At 63.7% G+C, this 18,343-nt stretch carries 16 protein-coding genes and 1 riboswitch; of the genes, 11 read left to right on the top strand and 5 right to left on the bottom strand.

Annotated elements, in window-relative coordinates:
• Nucleotides 1–3: 3 nt before the first annotated feature.
• From tolB to ybgC, 5 genes are all read right to left on the bottom strand, one after another.
• Nucleotides 4–1,332: a Tol-Pal system beta propeller repeat protein TolB gene (tolB, locus tag AC1DQR_RS03325; RefSeq protein ID WP_416049363.1), complete on the bottom strand. Its 1,329-nt coding sequence runs from the start codon at nucleotides 1,330–1,332 to the stop codon at nucleotides 4–6.
• A 229-nt stretch (nucleotides 1,333–1,561) separates the two neighbouring features.
• Nucleotides 1,562–2,716, bottom strand: a complete 1,155-nt coding sequence (gene tolA, locus AC1DQR_RS03330; protein ID WP_477132515.1) for a cell envelope integrity protein TolA — start codon at nucleotides 2,714–2,716, stop codon at nucleotides 1,562–1,564.
• A gap of 15 nt (nucleotides 2,717–2,731) precedes the next feature.
• Complete coding sequence (gene tolR, locus AC1DQR_RS03335; protein ID WP_043348529.1) at nucleotides 2,732–3,169, bottom strand: protein TolR; 438 nt, start codon at nucleotides 3,167–3,169, stop codon at nucleotides 2,732–2,734.
• A 42-nt stretch (nucleotides 3,170–3,211) separates the two neighbouring features.
• Nucleotides 3,212–3,895 (bottom strand): protein TolQ, encoded by a 684-nt coding sequence (gene tolQ, locus AC1DQR_RS03340; RefSeq protein WP_043348531.1) that lies wholly within the window; start codon nucleotides 3,893–3,895, stop codon nucleotides 3,212–3,214.
• Nucleotides 3,892–4,296 carry a tol-pal system-associated acyl-CoA thioesterase gene (gene ybgC / locus AC1DQR_RS03345; RefSeq protein WP_253928679.1) on the bottom strand — a complete coding sequence of 135 codons (405 nt, stop codon included), beginning with the start codon at nucleotides 4,294–4,296 and terminating at the stop codon, nucleotides 3,892–3,894. Before ybgC ends, tolQ begins: the two co-directional genes overlap by 4 nt.
• A gap of 161 nt (nucleotides 4,297–4,457) precedes the next feature.
• A riboswitch (ZMP/ZTP riboswitch) is annotated at nucleotides 4,458–4,560 on the top strand.
• Between the two features lie 122 nt (nucleotides 4,561–4,682).
• Between ybgC and glyA the strand changes: the two genes are divergently transcribed.
• The 11 genes from glyA (at nucleotide 4,683) to AC1DQR_RS03400 (ending at nucleotide 18,321) form a co-directional block, all read left to right on the top strand.
• Entirely contained in the window at nucleotides 4,683–5,930 is a 1,248-nt protein-coding gene (gene glyA, locus AC1DQR_RS03350) for a serine hydroxymethyltransferase (protein ID WP_150984111.1), read from the top strand.
• Between the two features lie 146 nt (nucleotides 5,931–6,076).
• Nucleotides 6,077–6,544, top strand: a complete 468-nt coding sequence (gene nrdR / locus AC1DQR_RS03355; protein ID WP_043348539.1) for a transcriptional regulator NrdR — start codon at nucleotides 6,077–6,079, stop codon at nucleotides 6,542–6,544.
• A 128-nt stretch (nucleotides 6,545–6,672) separates the two neighbouring features.
• A complete protein-coding gene (locus AC1DQR_RS03360; protein ID WP_416049365.1) occupies nucleotides 6,673–7,356 on the top strand; it encodes a GspH/FimT family pseudopilin in 684 nt (227 codons plus the stop codon).
• 4 nt (nucleotides 7,357–7,360) lie between these two features.
• Complete coding sequence (pilV, locus tag AC1DQR_RS03365; protein ID WP_477132516.1) at nucleotides 7,361–7,897, top strand: type IV pilus modification protein PilV; 537 nt, start codon at nucleotides 7,361–7,363, stop codon at nucleotides 7,895–7,897.
• Complete coding sequence (locus AC1DQR_RS03370; RefSeq protein WP_477132517.1) at nucleotides 7,894–8,715, top strand: PilW family protein; 822 nt, start codon at nucleotides 7,894–7,896, stop codon at nucleotides 8,713–8,715. The genes pilV and AC1DQR_RS03370 overlap by 4 nt, the downstream gene beginning before the upstream one ends.
• 70 nt (nucleotides 8,716–8,785) lie before the next feature.
• A complete protein-coding gene (locus AC1DQR_RS03375) occupies nucleotides 8,786–9,292 on the top strand; it encodes a pilus assembly PilX family protein (RefSeq protein WP_416049368.1) in 507 nt (168 codons plus the stop codon).
• Nucleotides 9,293–9,333: 41 nt separating this feature from the next.
• A complete protein-coding gene (locus AC1DQR_RS03380) occupies nucleotides 9,334–14,145 on the top strand; it encodes a pilus assembly protein (protein WP_477132518.1) in 4,812 nt (1,603 codons plus the stop codon).
• 23 nt (nucleotides 14,146–14,168) lie between these two features.
• Nucleotides 14,169–14,615, top strand: coding sequence for a type IV pilin protein (locus tag AC1DQR_RS03385; RefSeq protein WP_416049370.1), 447 nt, complete (start codon nucleotides 14,169–14,171; stop codon nucleotides 14,613–14,615).
• Between the two features lie 621 nt (nucleotides 14,616–15,236).
• Nucleotides 15,237–16,169 (top strand): PilW family protein, encoded by a 933-nt coding sequence (locus AC1DQR_RS03390; RefSeq protein ID WP_477132519.1) that lies wholly within the window; start codon nucleotides 15,237–15,239, stop codon nucleotides 16,167–16,169.
• Nucleotides 16,170–16,306: 137 nt separating this feature from the next.
• The gene (locus AC1DQR_RS03395) at nucleotides 16,307–16,792 is read left to right on the top strand and encodes a pilus assembly protein (protein WP_416049372.1); all 486 of its coding nucleotides are present in this window, start codon (nucleotides 16,307–16,309) and stop codon (nucleotides 16,790–16,792) included.
• Nucleotides 16,789–18,321 carry a pilus assembly protein gene (locus AC1DQR_RS03400; protein WP_477132520.1) on the top strand — a complete coding sequence of 511 codons (1,533 nt, stop codon included), beginning with the start codon at nucleotides 16,789–16,791 and terminating at the stop codon, nucleotides 18,319–18,321. The genes AC1DQR_RS03395 and AC1DQR_RS03400 overlap by 4 nt, the downstream gene beginning before the upstream one ends.
• Nucleotides 18,322–18,343: the final 22 nt, after the last annotated feature.

Here is an 18,343-nt window from a genome sequence, read left to right on the forward strand (position 1 = left end):
CGTTTATTGCATGAATGGTCCCCAGGACGGCTCGCGAACCTCGCCGGACTGGAGCGACAAAACCTGCCGGGTACGCCCGTCAGTGGACACTGCCGCCAGCACCGAGCGACCTCCCACCCGGGTGGCATAAAGAATGTACTTGCCGTTGGCGGCGAAGCTCGGGGCCTCGTCGTTGGCGGTGTCGGTCAGCGAGGTCACATCGCCGTTGCCGAGATCCATCAGCTGCAGCTTGAAGCCGCCGCTGCGGGTGATGTAGGCCAGCTGCTTGCCATCCGGGGAAATACGCGGGCTCACGTTGTAGCTGCCCTTGAAGGTCACGCGCTGGGCTGCGCCGCCTTCTTCGCCGCCGGCCGGCATGCGGTAGATCTGCGGCGCACCGCCGCGATCGCTGGTGAAGTAGATGCTGCGGCCATCCGGCGCGTATTGCGGCTCGGTATCGATGGCGCTGCTGCGAGTAAGGCGCTTGAGCCCGGAGCCATCGGCGCCAACCTGGTAGATCTGGGTATTACCGTCGCGCGACAGCGCCACCGCCAGGCGTTGGCCGTCAGGCGACCACGAAGGTGCGCTGTTGTTGCCCTTTTGGTTCGACACCAGCGTGCGCTTGCCGGTCGCCAGGTCGTGCACGTAGACCACGGGCTTCTTGGCTTCAAAGGACACGTAAGCGACCTTGCCGCCATCCGGCGACCACGAAGGCGAGATGATCGGCTCGTTGCTGGTCAGCGCCACCTGAGAGTTCTGGCCGTCGGAGTCCGAGATCAGCAGCTGGAAACGCCCGCCCACCCGCGAGACATAGGACAGCCGCGTGGCAAACACGCCGCGCTCGCCCAGCAGCTTCTCGTAGATGTAGTCGGCGATCTTGTGGCCGGTCACGCGCAGCTGGTTGCCGCTGACAGTGAAGGCCAGGCCACCCAGGCTGGTACCCTTGACGGTGTCGTAGAGGCGAAAGCGCACGTCGTACTGGCCGTTGCCGGTGGGTGTGACGCTGCCGGCCACGAAGGCATCGGCGCCGCGTGCCTTCCAGCTGCCAAGGTCGGCATTGGCGGACTCCGCCACCGTGGCGCCGCCCGGGTCGACATTGCGGAAGCGGCCGCTGCGCTGCAGGTCGCTGCGGATGATGGCGGTGAGATTTTGCGGGGCCTGAGCTTCGCCCTGGAAGTTGGCCGTGGCGATGGGGAGCTGGCTGGCGCCAACGCCGGTGATTTCAACGTTCAATTGCGCCTGTGCGCTGCCGGCCGAACAAGCCAGCACCACGGCAAGCCCGGCAAACAGGGCGTGCGCGCGGGTGCCGTGCCGCTGCGCGGCCAGCCAAAGGGGGGCCCAAAGCTTTCGCATGCTGCTCCTCAATCGAGATCAATATTCATCGAGCGCGGCCGGCAAACGGGAGCCGTGGAACGGGCAAGCATGCTGAAGGCTTGTCGCATGCCCGTATCGCGTGCCCCGGGCACATTTGCCGGCTGCGTCAGGCAACCTGTCATCGTAGCGTTGGGACTGTGGTGCATCGACGTAGGTTGCAATATGTTGCAATTCGAATGTTCCCATGTCGTCACGATCGCCGTACCTCTTAATCCTTAGGCTTGAAGGTGATCGTGAAGCTGGCTGGCGCCTTGCCGTTTTCGTCGCGGGGCAGCGGATCCGAGCGCTCCACAGCACGCAGCACGGCGTTGTCCCAGCCCGAATTGCCGCTGGACTTGGACAGCCGCGCGGACATCAAGGAGCCGTCCGGCGCCAGCTGAACCGACACCACCGCTGCCGGATTGCCAGGCACGTCTTCGGTAAACACGATATTCGGCTTGACGCGGCGACGCACGCGATCCGGGTAGCCAGGCGAGGCCTTGCCGCCCGAACCAGCACCGCTGCCGGCGCTGCTGCCGACACCGCCGGCGCCACCGCCTGCCGCCCCGCCGCCGGCCATGGCCTGCAGCCGCGCCAGTTCACTGTGGCGCTGGGCATTGGCGGCGGCGTCGCGCTTGGCCTTGGCATCCGCATCGGCCTTGGCCTTCGCGTTGGCGGCGGCCTTGGCCTCGGCGTTAGCCTTGGCTTTGGCGTCGGCGGCTGCCTTTGCCTTGGCGTCAGCTTCGGCGCGCGCCTTGGCATCCGCTTCGGCACGGCTCTTGGCCTCGGCGCGGGCCTTGGCGTCAGCTTCCTTACGCTCGCGCTCTACCTGCTCCTTGCGCTGCTCCTGCAGCGCGGCCTGCCTGCGTGCGTCTTCCTTGCGCTGGGCTTCCTTCTTCAGCTCGTCCTTCTTCTGATCTTCGCGGCGTTGCTCTTCGCGGCGCAGGTCGTCCTTGTGCTGGGCATCCTTGCGGGCGGCTTCTTTGCGGGCCGCTTCCTGCCGATCGGCTTCCTGGCGTGCGCGCAGGTCGGCCTGCTGGCGCGCCTCCTCGCGGGCGGCGGCCTCGGCCTGGCGGCGCTTTTGCTGCTGGAGGGCGATCTCTGCGTCTTCTTCGGCACGAGACCTCACCGCTGGCGCGGGAGGCGCGGGACGGGCTTGTACGATGGGCAGCGGTTCGGGAGGCGGCGGGGGCGGCGGCGGTGCGGTAGTGGCCGGGATCTCATCCCAGAGCTCGGCTTCGGCGCCCACCGGAGTGCTGCTCTGCCAGTGCACGCCGAAATACAGCACGATGCCCAGCAGCAGGTGCATGAAAACCGCGAGCAGGAAGGAACGCAGGGTTCCCCGCTCCGGGGCCGGCTGATAAGGATAGGCGGCGGTTTTCATCGCGTGGGGCGGTGCTTACTTGGGCTTGACCATCAGGCCGACGCGCTTCACGCCGTCGGCCTTGAGCACTGACATGACGTCCAGCACGGCCTCGTACTTGACCGAGCGGTCGGCGGCGATCACCACCGGCTGATCGGGATTCTCGTTCTGGCGCTGATGCACGAAGTCGATCAGGCCCTGCTTGTCGAGCTTGCGCTCAAAGCTGTTGCCGGCGTTATCCTTGCCGCGCGCGGTCAGTGCGCCGTCCTCATGCACGGTCACGACGATGGGGGGGGCCTTTTGCTGCTGGGTGGCGTTGGCCACGCTGGGCAGGTCAACCACGGCGGGATTCACGATCGGTGCCGCCACCATGAAAATGACGAGCAGCACCAGCATCACGTCAATGTAAGGCACGACGTTGATGTCGGCGCTGGCCCGGCGGCGCGAGCCGCCACGGCGCTGTATCGCTGCCATTGCTGGTTCTCCTTGACCGAAGACGTTGGTGGCTTCGGCGCTTTAGCGGGTCTGCCGTTGCAGGATGTTCAGGAACTCTTCCATGAAGCTCTCGAAGCGGATGGCCAGGCGATCCACTTCGGTGGCGTAACGGTTGTAGGCAATGACCGCCGGAATCGCCGCGAACAGGCCGATAGCGGTGGCGACCAGCGCCTCCGCAATGCCGGGCGCCACGGCCGCAAGCGTTGCCTGCTGCACATTTGACAAGCCACGGAAGGCGTTCATGATCCCCCATACGGTGCCGAACAAGCCAATGTACGGGCTGACCGAACCCACCGATGCCAGGAACGGAAGATGCGATTCCATCACATCCATCTCACGCTGATAGGCCGCGCGCATCGCACGCCGCGCGGCATCGAGCAGTGCGCCGGCGTCATTGTTGCGCTCGCGCGCCTTCAGGTACTCGCCCATGCCGGATTCAAAGATCCGTTCCAGCGCGCCTGTGTTGTGACGATTGTTGGCTGCGCTCTGATACAGGGCCTGCAGGTCGCCGCCGGCCCAGAAATCGCGCTCGAACCCCTCGGTCTGGGTCCGCGCGGCGCGCAGGGAGAAATGCTTGCGGAAGATATATGTCCACGAGAACAGGGACATCACCAGCAGCAGGGCCATGACGGCCTGTGCCAGCACACTGGCGTGCAGCACCAGTGAAATGATCGACAGGTCTTGCGTGACGGTCACGGGATTCATCGAGCGGTCTTGATGGTTGCAAGGACGGGGGCGGGAATGGGAGTCGGGCGAAATGTGCTACGATCAACACACCCAACCCGGATGGCGCCAGTAGCCAGCAATTGCTCACCACGCCAGGCTTCTTGGGCGAATTGGACCGATGCCGGGCCAACCCGTTCAATCTGTGTCCGGATCTCAAGCAAGTCGTCCAGACGGGCGGGGGCATTGTAGTCCACCGCCGTGCTTCTGACGATGAAGACGACGCCGGTCTCATCGGCCAGCGCTTGCTGCTCGATGCCTAGCGAGCGCAGCCACTCAGTACGGGCGCGCTCGAAGAACTTGAGGTAATTGGCGTAGAACACTACGCCGCCCGCGTCGGTGTCTTCCCAGTACACCCGCAAGGCCCACACATTGTTGCTCATGGCCGCGATTGTAACGGCAGCCGGCCCGACCCGGTGTAAACCCTTGCCCGACATTACAACAATTACATTACCTGACGGACAAGGCATTGACTTTCGGTCTTTGGCTCCGCAGCACCGTCTTGCAGCGAGCCAGCGCCTCGCGTTAAACTGCCGCCAACCATTCCATCTTGCGCGACTGGCGAAGTCAGTGGGCACTACCACGAGGAAGCGCAAAGTTCTCTGGCGCGATGTTTCAAGCGCCTGCCGCTCGCCTGGGCAGCGAATGGGAAGCAGGGTGCGCCCTGCGCCGGATAGCTAACGCGTCCAGCGCCGGTCGCCTGTGCCTTCCCCGCGCGCCCTACCCCGAAGCCATTCGGAATTCCCCTTTTTTCAGACGAGTTTTCGCCATGTTCGAACGCAGCCGCTATACGATCGACCAGATCGACCCCGAGCTTTTTGCCGCCATCCAGAAGGAAGACCAGCGCCAGGAAGAGCACATCGAGCTGATCGCCTCGGAAAACTACACCTCGCCGGCCGTGATGGCCGCGCAAGGCTCGCAACTGACCAACAAGTACGCCGAAGGCTATCCCGGCAAGCGCTACTACGGTGGCTGCGAGTACGTCGACGTCGTGGAGCAGCTGGCCATCGACCGCGTCAAGCAACTGTTCGGCGCCGAAGCCGCCAACGTGCAGCCCAATTCCGGCTCGCAGGCCAACCAGGGCGTGTTCTTCGCCGCCCTGAAGCCGGGTGACACCATCATGGGCATGAGCCTGGCCGAAGGCGGCCACCTGACCCACGGCATGGCGCTCAACATGAGCGGCAAATGGTTCAACGTGGTCAGCTACGGCCTGGACGCCAACGAAGACATCGACTACGACGCACTGGAAAAGCTGGCGCAGGAAAAGAAGCCCAAGCTGATCATCGCCGGCGCCTCGGCCTTCGCCCTGCGCATCGACTTCGAACGCATCTCCAAGGTGGCCAAGTCCATCGGCGCCCTGTTCATGGTCGACATGGCCCACTACGCCGGCCTGATCGCCGCCGGCGAGTACCCCAACCCGGTGCCGCACGCCGACTTCGTCACCACCACCACCCACAAGAGCCTGCGCGGCCCGCGCGGTGGCGTGATCCTGATGAAGGCCGAGCATGAGAAGGCCATCAACTCGGCCATCTTCCCCGGCATCCAGGGCGGCCCCCTGATGCACGTGATCGCCGGCAAGGCAGTCGCGTTCAAGGAAGCCCTGTCGCCCGAGTTCAAGACCTACCAGCAGCAAGTGGTCAAGAACGCCCGCGTGCTGGCCGAAACCCTGATCGAGCGCGGCCTGCGCATCGTCTCCGGCCGCACCGAAAGCCACGTCATGCTGGTCGACCTGCGCGCGATGCAGATCACCGGCAAGGAAGCCGAAAAGGTACTGGGAGAAGCACACATCACCGTCAACAAGAACGCCATCCCCAACGACCCGGAAAAGCCGTTCGTCACCTCGGGCATCCGCCTGGGCTCGCCGGCAATGACCACCCGCGGCTTCAAGGAAGAAGAAGCCCGCTTGGTGGCCAACCTCGTCGCCGACGTGCTGGAAAACCCGCACGACCTGGCCAACATCGCGCGCGTGCGCGAGCAAGTGGCAGCCCTGACCAAGCGTTTCCCGGTCTACGGCTAAAGCCCAGCGCCACCCGCCACGCGCGGGTGGCCGGCAGCCCTGCCGCGCCTGCGGCGGGCCTTGCCAACCCAGCCCGGCGCGACACAGAATGACAAAACGCTGCCTGCGCGGCACGCGCCCCGGCTCATACTTCGAGGTGGTCAGGCATGAAATGCCCTTTTTGCGCTCACTCCAACACCCAGGTCCTGGACACGCGCATGTCGGAAGAAGGCGATACGGTGCGCCGCCGCCGCCGCTGTGAATCCTGCGACCGCCGCTTCACCACCTATGAGCGGATCGAGCTGTTCTTCCCCGCCATCGTCAAGAAAAACGGCTCTCGCGCGGACTATACCCGCGACAAGCTGAAAGACTCGATGCGCCTCGCCCTGCGCAAGCGCCCGGTCTCGGCTGAAGCCATCGACGCCTCCATCACCCGCATCGAAGAGAAACTGCTCGCCCTCGGCGAGAAGGAAATCCCCAGCAGCCAGGTCGGGGAACTGGTCATGCGCGAACTGCGCCGGTTGGACAAGATTGCTTATATCCGGTTTGCTTCGGTGTATCGGAGTTTTGAGGACGTGTCGGAATTCCGCGACATGCTGGACGAGTTTTCGACGTCTACCCCACGGAAGGGGTAGCAGACTTCCAAGGAAAGTTGTTTAATCTGCACTACCTTCTTATATAAAAACAGAAGGTACGGTGGACTCGCCCGGAGAGGCGAAATACGCCAACAAGAAAAAAAATAGTTTTCGGACGGGAGTCGAACATGGGTCAGCCTTCCTGCCTTGCGGCAGCGGGCTTGGTTGCACTTGTGCGCACCAGGCTATCATGGGCACCGGGGAAAGCGCTGCGCAGTGCATGGGCAGCGCTAGCCGATTCACGCCCCAACGCCCTCCGGCACACTGCCAACCGCTCCTTCCTCCCCTCTGCGCTACGCACCACTCGGCAAGCCGGATTCACTCTCATCGAGCTGATGGTGGCGCTTTCGGTTCTCGCCATCCTGGCGGCAGCAGCAGTTCCGAACTTCAGCTCCTTCATCCATCGCAGCAGGATGACGACGGAATCATCCAATCTGGTCAGCGATGTGGAGATCGCCCGTAGCGAAGCAGCGCGTCGCAATACAACAATCACCGTCTGCCCCACCGCCGACGGCACCAACTGCACCAGTGACTGGGCCCAACGCCGCGTGGTCTTTGTCGACAGCAATGGCGACAACATCATTAGCAACGGCGAAGAGGTAATCCGCAAAAGCGATCCGCCTGCCAGTTCCATGGTCATCGTGGCCAGTAACTTGAGCACCGGCGCCACCAGCATCCGTTTGCGCTCCTGGGGCGCGCCGGATTCGCTTGGCTCCTGGCAGTTATGCGAGAAGTCATCGACCAGCGCCGGCCAACGCATCTCGCTCACGGGCAGCGGCAAGCCCACCTCGCAGCAAGTCGCCTGCCCTTGATGCCATGAAGATAACGCATCCAGAACGCATCCACAGCCGGCGTCGCCCCGCTCCCGGCTTCACGCTCATCGAAGCCCTGGTGACGATCGTGGTGCTGTCATTTGGCGTGCTGGCGCTGGCCTCCCTGCAATTGCGCACACTGGTCGATGGCCGAACGGCTTCCATGCGCAACGTCGCGACCGTGCTGGCCTACAACCTTGCTGACCAGTTGCGCAGCAATGAAGCCGCGATGACCGCGGGTGCCTACAATCAGCCTGTCGGCCTGACCACGGTCGCCTGCTTCACTACTGCAGGGTGCACGCCAGCGCAGATGGCCGCAAGCAGCTACAAAGCCTGGCTCGACGACGCGGCGGCCGCGTTGCCCGGCGGCCTCGGCACCGTCTGCATCGACAGCACGCCAGACGACGGCACGCCGGCCAATCCGCAATGCGACAACGCAAGCGGGGCCCCCTACGCGATCAAGATCTGGTGGCAGGAAGATAAGGCGCCGCCTTATCAGACTCCGGTCTATCAACGTTTTGTCACGGCGTTCGTACCATGAGAAAGGCAAGCCGCAAACTGGCGCGCCGCACGCGCGGCTTTACGCTCGTCGAGTTGATGGTCGGCTTGGTCATCAGCATGCTGCTGCTGATCGTGATCTCGTCCTTCTACCTGTCGCAGCGAGCGTCCTACGGCACGCAGACGGACCTGGCCGGCATCCAGGAGAACGCGCGCGCGATTGCTCAATTGCTCCAGCGCGACGTGCGCCAGGCCGGCTACAACGACTTCCCGGCAGACACCACCTTTGCCAATGCCAACACCATCGATGCGACCAACGACACTGGCACCAACACAAGCGACACGTTGACGTTCCGTTATTTCGGTTCGGACGTACTGGCCGCCGCCTCGTCCGTGCCGACGCCAAACCCTGACGGCACCATCGTCGACTGCACCGGCAAGGGTGTCAGCAATATCGTGCTGCAGGCGGAGACGTTCTCGATCGCCAACGATGCATCTGGCACGCCGTGGCTGCAGTGCACCGCGAATGGCACCACCACCCCCCTATTCCCGGGCGTGGAGCGCTTTCAGGTGCTGCTGGGCGAGGATACCGATGGCGACCAGGCGATCAACCGCTACGTGCCTCCGGGCGTCGCCGTCATGGCCAACGTCCGGGCGATGGTGGTTTCGGTGGTGCTGATCGGTGACACCCTGACCAACCCCACACCGGTCTCGACCATACTGAATCACTTTGGTACCGCCTATGCGCCCGCCAATGTGGCACCCGCCAGCGATGCAGGCAGCGTCGTGCAACTGCCTGCAGACGGGCGCCTGCGCAAGCATTTCACGTTCTATATCGCAGTCCGCAACCGCTTGAACTAGGCCAGAGATGAACAACCGACCCGACCGTCCCATGACCTGCCGTGGCGCCCCAGCGCGCACGCAACGCGGCATGTCACTGATCGTGGTGCTCCTGTTTCTCGTAATCCTGACGATGCTTGGATTGTCAGCCAGCCTGACCAGCCTTTCCGGCGAACGCATGGCGCGAAACTCCCGCGATCAGAATATCGCCCTGCAGGCGGCGGAAGCGGCCTTGCGAGATGCGCGCACCGATATCAGCGTGACGCGCGCCCTGAGCGGCCGCACCGGCGCGTCGGACACCTGTGATGTCACCAGCTTCAAGGGCTTTTGCATACCTGCCACCTCGGGACAACCGGTATGGGAACGCTACATTGAAGATAACGCGCACTCCGTCACGCTCGGCGAAATGACCCAGCAGGCAGCGTTGACCGCCGGGAATGTGTCGAAGCAACCGCGCTACATCATCGAATCCCTTCCGGACATCGCCGACGGCAGCCTGCGCGCCGGCGCCACCCGCTATGTCTTCCGCGTGACCGCCATTGGTTACGGAGCCAATCCGAACACCAAGGTCATGGTGCAGGAAGTCGTCCGGTTCTGAGCCGTTCTGCGCAACCATCCTAAACATTCGTCGAGCGCACCATGACCCAGCAAGCCCGCTTCCGCCCCGTCACCGGCCTCCAGTTGTTGCTGGCCATCGTGTCCGCCATCCTGGCCGTCGCGTCGGCATGCGCCACGCAGCTGAGCTTGGCGACGCGCCCCCTCTATGCAGGCGGCAATGTGCCGCCCATGGTGATGATTGACCTGTCCAAGGACCATACACTGCATCAGAAGGCCTACAACGACTACACGGACCTGAATGGTGACGGCGTGCTCGACACGACCTATAACAACAGCATCGACTACGCCGGCTACTTCGATTCGTACAAGTGCTACACCTACGATGGCAGCACCCAGCATGCCTTCGTGCCGTCAGCCGTCACTACCGACAAGTACTGCAACGGCTCCGCCTGGAGCGGCAACTTCCTGAACTGGGCGAGCATGAGCCGCATTGACGAAGTGCGCAAGATCTTGTACGGCGGCTTCCGCTCCACAGATACCGCGACCACCACCGTGCTGGAACGTGCCTTCCTGCCGATGGACGCGCACGCATGGGCCAAGTTCTACAACGGCTCCGATGTCAGCAAACTGGTTCCGCTGACGGTGGAAGCGGCCGGGCCCACGCTGACGTCGAGCACCACGGTCACCGTCGCGGCCAATGTCATCACGGGCATCAAACTCAGCTCGGTCGCGAACATCAGCATCGGCGACCAGATTGTCATGGCCGCCAACTCACCGGCACCGGCCAACACGACCCTGACGGGCTGGGTCATGAGTGTGGATACCAGCAGCAACAAGACCATCAGCCTTGCGGTTTATCCAGATGGGGTTTCCAAGCCCGGCGGCGCCGCAAACAGCTACAACAGTTGGGCGGTGACCAATCTGACCCGAGGCGGGCTCACCATCTGCAACGTGACCCCTAAGGATTCAAGCAACGTCAACTCCCAGAGCAATACCCAGGCGCCGCAACTGCGGGCTGTCTCCGGCAATTACGCCACTTGGGGCGCCAGCGAGAAATGGCAATGCAATTGGTCGGAGGAGCAAAATAATACGCAAAGCTCCTTCCTGACCAAAATCAACGGCACGAGCGTAACCGGCTCATCCAACGGCAACCGGGCAGCCCTTTCCGGCATCAATGCCTCGGCAGAGAATCCAGTGAAAGCGGCCCGCGCCCTCGGCACCGGCGAAAGCAGCGGCACCTTCAATGCACGCGTGCAGGTCTGCGTGCCGGGCCTGCTCGGCACCGAGAACTGCAAGCAGTACGGCTCGTCTTCCTACAAGCCCTTCGGCTTGCTCCAGAAATACGGTGAAAGCGGCCAGATGCTGTTCGGGCTCATGACCGGCACCTATGACAAGAACATCTCGGGTGGCGTGCTGCGCCAGAACGTAGTGAATTTCTCCCAGGAGGTCGATCCGACGAACGGCACCTTCACCTACGCGGCGAACTCTCCTGTGAAAGGTATCGTCTGGAATGTCAATAAGCTGCGGCCTTACGGCTACAGCTACAGCGACGGGAGCTACGTCAATGCTGACAGTTGCAACTATCAGCAGACCTCCATCGTACCCAACAACGGTTCCTCGTCGCAAAACCAGCCAGCTAACGAAGGCAACTGCTCCACCTGGGGCAATCCGATCTCCGAGATCTACCTGGAGTCCTTGCGCTATTTCGCCGGAAAGACCGCGAATTCCAGCTTTGCGCCGAAAGGCAGCAACAGCAAGGATGCGGCGCTGAGTCTGACCACGCCCACATGGGCGAATCCAATGGACTTGCCCTCCACCAACGCGAACAAGGCACCCTACTGCACGCCGTTGAACACGCTGGTGTTCAACTCAAGCGTCTCTTCGTACGACAACGATCAGCTTGCTGGCTTCACGGATCTGAACACAGCCGATGCCAACAGCACTTGGACCGATAAAGTCGGCGCCGGAGAGAGCATCAATGGCGGTAGCTGGTTCATGGGTGGGGTCAACGGTGGCCTGATCGACAACCTGTGTTCCGGCAAGACAATCTCCAAGCTGAGCGACGTACTTGGCATTTGCCCCGAAGGTCCTTCACAGAAGGGGACGTTCCAGATCGCAGGTGCTGCGCTCTACGCGCACATGAACCGGATTCGCTCCACCAGCCAGGCGGCAACGCTGGGCGTGCCAACCGCCGACACCACCTCCCTCAAGGTCACGACCTACGCCGTCCAGCTGGCCACCAATACGCCCAAGATCAACGTGAACGTAGGCAGCAAAACCGTCACCATCATGCCAGCGTACCAGTTGCACCCGCAGTCGCCCAACTCGGTAACTGCGGACGCCAGCACCGGAACACTGGTGGACTTCAAGGTCATTTCGCAGACGGCCACGAGCGGCAAGTTCTACGTAAACTGGGAAGATTCCGTCGCCGGCGGAGATTATGACCAGGATGTCTGGGGCATCCTCAGCTATACGGTGACGGGCAATACAGTCCAGGTATCGACCCAGGTGGTCTCCGGCTCGTCAGCGAACGGCCAGGGCTTCGGCTATGTCATCTCCGGCACAACCAAGGACGGCCCACACTTCCATTCGGGCATCTACAACTTCAAGTACACCGACCCGGCTCCTGTCACCGTCACGCCTTCGAGCGCGCCCATCAACACATCAGGCGGCTGCAATCTGTGTAACTTCGGCGATCCCCAGACCACCGTCAGCTACACGGCCAGCGGGTCGGTGGCTTCGCAGTTCATGGATCCGCTCTACTACGCAGCAAAATGGGGCGGCTTCAAAGACCTGAACGGTTCGGGCACACCCGACCAGGTCTCCGAATGGGATGTACGCTTGTCCGATGGCAGCGGCGGTTCCGACGGCTTGCCGGACAACTATTTCTACGCCACCAACCCAGGAGCGCTCAGCAGCGCGCTGGAGCGCGCGTTCCTGTCGATCCTGCAGACTTCCTCGGCGGCATCGGTGGCAACCAGTTCCTCGTCGCTCACGACCGGATCGACGATCTACCAGGCTCGCTTCAATGGCACTGACTGGTCCGGTCAATTGCTCGCATACGCTGTCGACACCAACGGCGTCGTCAACAATCCTGCCCTGTGGGATGCGGGCGCAAAAATGAAGACGGTCAACGCAACCGCCCGCAACATCCTCACGTACGATGGCACGTCATCGGCAAATGCCGGAATTCCGTTCCGCTGGGGCAACCTGCCGGCAAGCTATCAGAGCACGCTTAATCGCAGCGACACACTAGGAAGTGCACGCCTGAACTGGATTCGCGGCGACCAGAGCAATGAAGGGACTGCAACCGGCAAATTCCGGGTCCGGCCCAACTCGGTCCTTGGCGACATCGTCAATTCCAGCCCACAGTATGTTGGCCGCCCCAATGCGGGCTATGCGGACGCCGACTATGCCACCTTCGTCCTGGGCAAGAAAAGCCGCAAGCCCATGCTATATGTCGGCGCCAACGACGGCATGCTGCATGCGTTCTCCGCGAATCCGATCACGAGCGGCAGCGACGCCGGTACGGAGTTGTTTGCCTACGTGCCTTCCGCGCTATACGCCAATCTGCCCGGGCTCAGCGACCTTGCCTACACGCACGCTTACTATGTCGACGGCACGCCTGCAGTGACGGATGCCAAGGTCAATGGCAGCTGGAAGACCGTGCTGTTGGGCGGGCTTGGCGGTGGCGGCGCAGGCATCTACGCATTGGATGTGACCAACCCGGAGAGCATCAGCGAGGGCACGGCCGCCTCGACCGTCCTGTGGGAGTTCACCAACAACGTCGATGCGGACCTGGGCTATACCTTCGGGCAGCCTTCGATCATCAAGATGGCGAACGGCAAGTGGGCAGCGATCTTCGGCAATGGCTACAACAGTGCCGCAGGCAAAGCGTACTTGTACGTCGTGTTTCTTGACAGGCCCGCAGGCTCGAAAAGCTGGGTGCTGGGCACCGACTATCTGAAGCTGGCCACGGGCGCCGGTTCGGTCTCCACGCCGAACGGGCTTTCGCAACCGTTCCCCGCTGACGTCGACGGCGATGGCACTACCGACTTCATCTACGCCGGTGATCTGCTTGGCAACTTATGGAAGTTCAACATGAAGAGCACCGCGGCTTCTGCCTGGGGCCTGCAAACCGCGAACACGCCGCTGTTCATCGCTACCGATGCCAGCGGTGCCCGGCAGCCGATCACATCGTCCGTGGATGTCACGCGCAACCCCGCGGGCGGCTATGTCGTGCTGTTCGGCACGGGCCGCTATGTAGACACGACTGACCCCGCGAATATGTCGACGCAAACTTTCTACGGCATCTGGGATCAGAACTTACCCACTTTGAGCACGGTTGCCCGCAGTTCACTGGTAGCGCAGACCATCAACCGGGAAGTCGATGCCAACGGCTACACCTATCGTATGGTGAGCCAGAACCAGGTCCTCTATGCCGCCAACGGCAAGCAAGGCTGGTATCTCGACCTGGTGTCGCCAGCTTCCGGCATCCAGGGCGAGCGGGTGGTCTACAGCCCGCTGGCGCGCGGAGACCGCATCATCTTCACGACACTGATCCCTTCAGCAAACTCCTGTGATAGCGGGGGGACCAGCTGGTTGATGGAACTCGCGTCGCTATCCGGCGGACGCCTGACGGTCACGCCATTCGACGTGAACAATGATCGCACCTTCTCTTCAGCCGATTTCCTCAATGACGGCGCCAATGGCAACGTCCCGGTCGGCGGACGGAAATCCACCGTCGGCATTACGCCAGCGCCCACGGTCACAAAGTGCGGCACGAGCAAGGAATGCAAGTTCATGACCGGCACCACTGGCAACCAGGAGACCGTAGGAGAGAGCGCATCGAGCCAGACGGGGCGACTGTCCTGGCGGGAGATCCTGCATTGACTTCGCCATGTAGCATCAAGATCATGAGGAATATCGCCATGAAAACAGTATGTGTGGCGCGAACACCCGCTCGGGGCTTTACGCTGATGGAGATGATGGCCGTTGTGGCCATCGTCGGAATCCTGACAGCGATCGCCATCCCGAACTACACGCAGTACGTACTGCGTGCGAAGCGAACCGAAGGCAAGGCCGCTCTGCTGAAGACGCAGGGCGCGCTCGAGCGCTACTACACGGTGAACAATACCTACACGCAGGATCTCACTGCCCTGGGTGCGAGTGCTTTCTCCGGAGATAACGCCGCGAGTAGCGCCTACACCATTGCGGTTGTCCCTGGCGTCAATGGCATCGCGGTGAGCTATACCATCAACGCGACGCCGGTCGGACAGGACGCGCTGTGCGGGGTCCTGTCCGTCGACTACCAAAATACCAAGACGGCCAGCGGCACGGGTACACAGTCGCAGTGCTGGTGAATCACCAGATCACGCAGAAAAAGGGTTAGCGGTTTCGAGGTCGAGGTCGAGGTCGAAGTGAAGGTCAAGAAGTTGCCCCCTGGCCCTTTTGAGAATTCTCCTCAGTCAAACTCTACAATTCGGAACACTTGCAGCGCGCCATCCTGGTTATCTTCTGGCATCCCGTCTTTGATGCGAGATTGCCATGCCGCTGGGAACCGGACGACCACCTCACCCATCATCCGCAAGGCGGGGTCTCCCCTCCCCGCCTCGCGGCTTCATCCTCATCGAATCCCTCACCGCCCTCGCTGTCCTCGGCGTCGGCCTGCTGCCGCTTGCTGCGCTGGCGCCGTTCGCACTAGGCACACTGCGCGGCTATGAGGCCCTCGGCCATGCTACACGTGCCGCCGCCGAACTAGCGGAGTTGGAGGATCCGGGCCTCGCGCTGTCGCCCCTTCAGGCACGCGGCATTAGCCCGAATGAGCTCCAACTGTGCCAGTCGCTTGCTTCGGCGGAGGACAGCGGGTGCTTGCCGGGATCAAGGCTGGCGGTCGTCGGGCCGCTGTCCTTGGCCTCGTCGAGATCTATCGGCGGCGTGCAGGATGCGGCCGCGCTGCGTGCCGTTGCTCTCTGGATCCGGCCATGAGGGCTCGTCGGGCACAAGGGTTCTCCTTGATCGAACTGATGGTTGGCCTGGCGCTCGGCCTGCTGGTCGGCGCGCTGGCTGTGTCGGCGTTCCATGCCGTCCAGGTCGCTTACCGCACCGCCGTCGATCTCGTGCTGCTGGAAGAGCGCGGCCAGCGGGCGCTCGCGATCCTCTCCCACCTGGTCCGGCATAGCGGTTGGCAGCCGGTCGGCGCGGCGTTGCCAGCCAACGCGCCACCGGCGCTGTCAGGGCGGGACGATTGCGGCCAGCCGGGCATTGCCGCGCTGCCTACCTGCACTCGCCGTGGCTTCAATGGCAGCGATGTGCTGCTGGTGCGATTCAGCGGCAGCGGGCGCGTGCAGGATCCGACGCTGCCGGACCAGACCATGATCGATTGCAGCGGGTATGCGTTGCCGGCGGTGAGCGTCGGCGGATCGGCTGGTGGCGCAGCCCGCGCTTATGCGGGGGAGAGCCTGATCTATATCGCCACCGGCTCGGATGGCGAACCGCAACTGTTGTGCCGCTATGCCAGCCGGCGCGAGGGGCGGGTGCTGGAGGGAAGCTGGACTTCGGGCGCCCTGGTGCGTGGCGTGGAGGCCATGCAGTTGCGATACGGCATCGATACCGATGGCGATGGCAAGGCCGACGCGTTCCTGCGCGCCGAGGAACTGCGCGCCAGGGGCGACGCGGCCTGGCGCGAGGTACTGGTGGTGCAGGTGGCACTGGTGCTGCGCGGTGAGCGCCCACTGGCGCTGGCGGCAGCGCCGGCCGTGCTCACCTTGTTCCCACCGGGCGCGCATGCCGGCGCAGGCCTCCATGCCGACGACCTCTTCTTCTCGCCGCATGATCGGCCTGCCTTGATACGACGAGTGTTCTCGGCATCCGTGCGCCTGCGCAATACCTGGCCCTGCAGGCAGACACTATGCTGAGCGCCACGGTTGCGCCTTGCCTGCGGCGCGGTAACCGGGCCGCAGGGAGCACCACGCTCCTGCTGACGGCCACGATGCTTCTGCTTGTGGCCGCCACAACCCTGGCTGGCCTTCAATTTCTGCTCGCCAGCAGGCAAGTGGCCACTTACCAGCTCGAACAGGAGATCGCCTTTCGCGCGGCGGAGACGGCGCTGCTCGACGCGGAAGCGGAGTTGATGGCGGCGCTCAGCAACGGCGCGTCCGGCGTGGATAGCCGCCTTGCTGCGTGGCCGCCGCCGGGCCAATGCGGCGCCGGCGCGCAGCGGGGACTCTGCCGGCCCGCCCCGGGCATGCCGCCGCCATGGCTGAATTGGCTCGATGCGCGCCGGCCGGATGAGACCACCGGCATCGCGATGGGCACCTTCAGCGGCGTTACCCTGCCGGCCTTGCCACCCGGTGCGGTTGGGGCGAGCGCCATGCCGCGGTACGTTGCCGAGTTGATGCACGAGCGCCCTCCTGGCGAATGGCTGGGATCCGACTACACGCCGGGCACGGGACAACGGCTGCGTTTTCGCATTACTGCGCTAGGGTTGGGGCGCGACGCGACGGTACGCAGCTTGCTACAGAGCGAGTTCCAGCCATGACGCACTCCTCCCGGTACCACAACTCGCTGATTGCGCTCGCCGCCGGATTGCTGTTTTCTTGCACGGCACAGGGCGTGGGAAGCACGCCACCTTTCCTGGTACCGCCGCCCAAGTGGATACCTGGCTGGCCGGGCCACGCGGCGTTCGTCGTTGAGCACGGCGCGCGCGCTGCGCTGGTCTGGCTGGGCATGCGTGATGGCAGGCTGCGCGCGTTCAATGCGACGTCCGGCGACGAAGTACTCGCTTACCAGCCGCGCCCAATGCGAAAACAGGGCCCCACGCCCTGCCCCCACCCCGAGGCAGCCGACGTCTCGCTCGAACCCGGCCGCTGGCGCACCGTGCTGCTGTGTGGCCTTCCGGCAAACGCAGCCGATCCACAGGCAGGTCTTTTCGCCCTCGACATCACGAATGCAACGGCGCAGCCACCAGTAGGGCCGCTCTGGGAGGTCAAGGCTTCCGACACGCTGCCGCTGGCCCCATCGGGCCCCGTCCGCACATTGGCGCTCTCCTCGCATGAAGGCCCGCGCTGGTACGCCATGGTGACGCTGGGCGCCTCGCACGGTCGCCAAGCCCAGCAAGGTGGGCCGCATCGCGATCCGCCCAGGCAGCAAGCCGGCATCGCCATGCTGCCCCTGGACAAACCCTCGCACGCACCGTGGCAAGGGCGTCACGCGATACGGCGGCTGCTCCTGCCGGCCGGCGGTTGCGGGAGCGCCGGACCCAACCCCGCGCTGCTTGCCGCGAGCATCCTGCCAGATACTTCCGGCGTGGCCCTGGCGGCGTATGCGGTGGATGCCGCCGGCGGGCTCTGGCGTTTCGATTTGCGCGGCGCAATGCCATGGCGCGATAGCGGCCGGCGCGTCGAGTGCATTTACCGGATGGACAACCCAACGCCATCGTCGCGCGCAATCGTGCCCCCCGCCCTGATCAGCGCCGCCGGCGGCCACCTGGTGGTCTACGGAAACGGTACCCATGTCAGCGCGGTATTCGACAGCACGGCCCTCGCAGACGCAGGTAGCCCTAGTCACAGCGGCGCACGCATTGTGGCCCAGCCTCAAGGAGGCGGCGTGGTGCTGCGCCGGCAGGCTCACACGCCAGATATTCAAGGCCGACCAGTATCCACCGCTGGCTGGTACTTGCCTCTTCCCAATCCCGGCGAGCGCCTGGAACGGCTTCTCCCCGCCGACCCGGGCTACCTCGGCTTTGTCACCCGAACGCCCGACGCGCGCCAGCGCGCGTACCTGATCCACGCGCTGAGCGGCGAATCCACTGCCAGCGCGCAGGCTGGCGGGCCTCTCACTCACGTAGCAACCGGGTTCGGGACCAGCGCCAAGGCGACCGTCGTTCTCGACCGCGCGGCACTACCGTCAAAACTTGCGCCGCAACCGGGCGTCACGTCGCATGAGGACGTGACCCTCACGCTCTGGTCGCTGGAGGAAGGAAGCGCCGTGCCACTCAACCGCACCGTCGCCAGCCGCCGCACCGGCCGCCTCAGCTGGCGCGAGCTGATCCGCTCCGGGTCGCCGTGAGACTTGGATACGCCTTCCAGAC

The organism is Cupriavidus sp. 05L411, assembly GCF_056398045.1.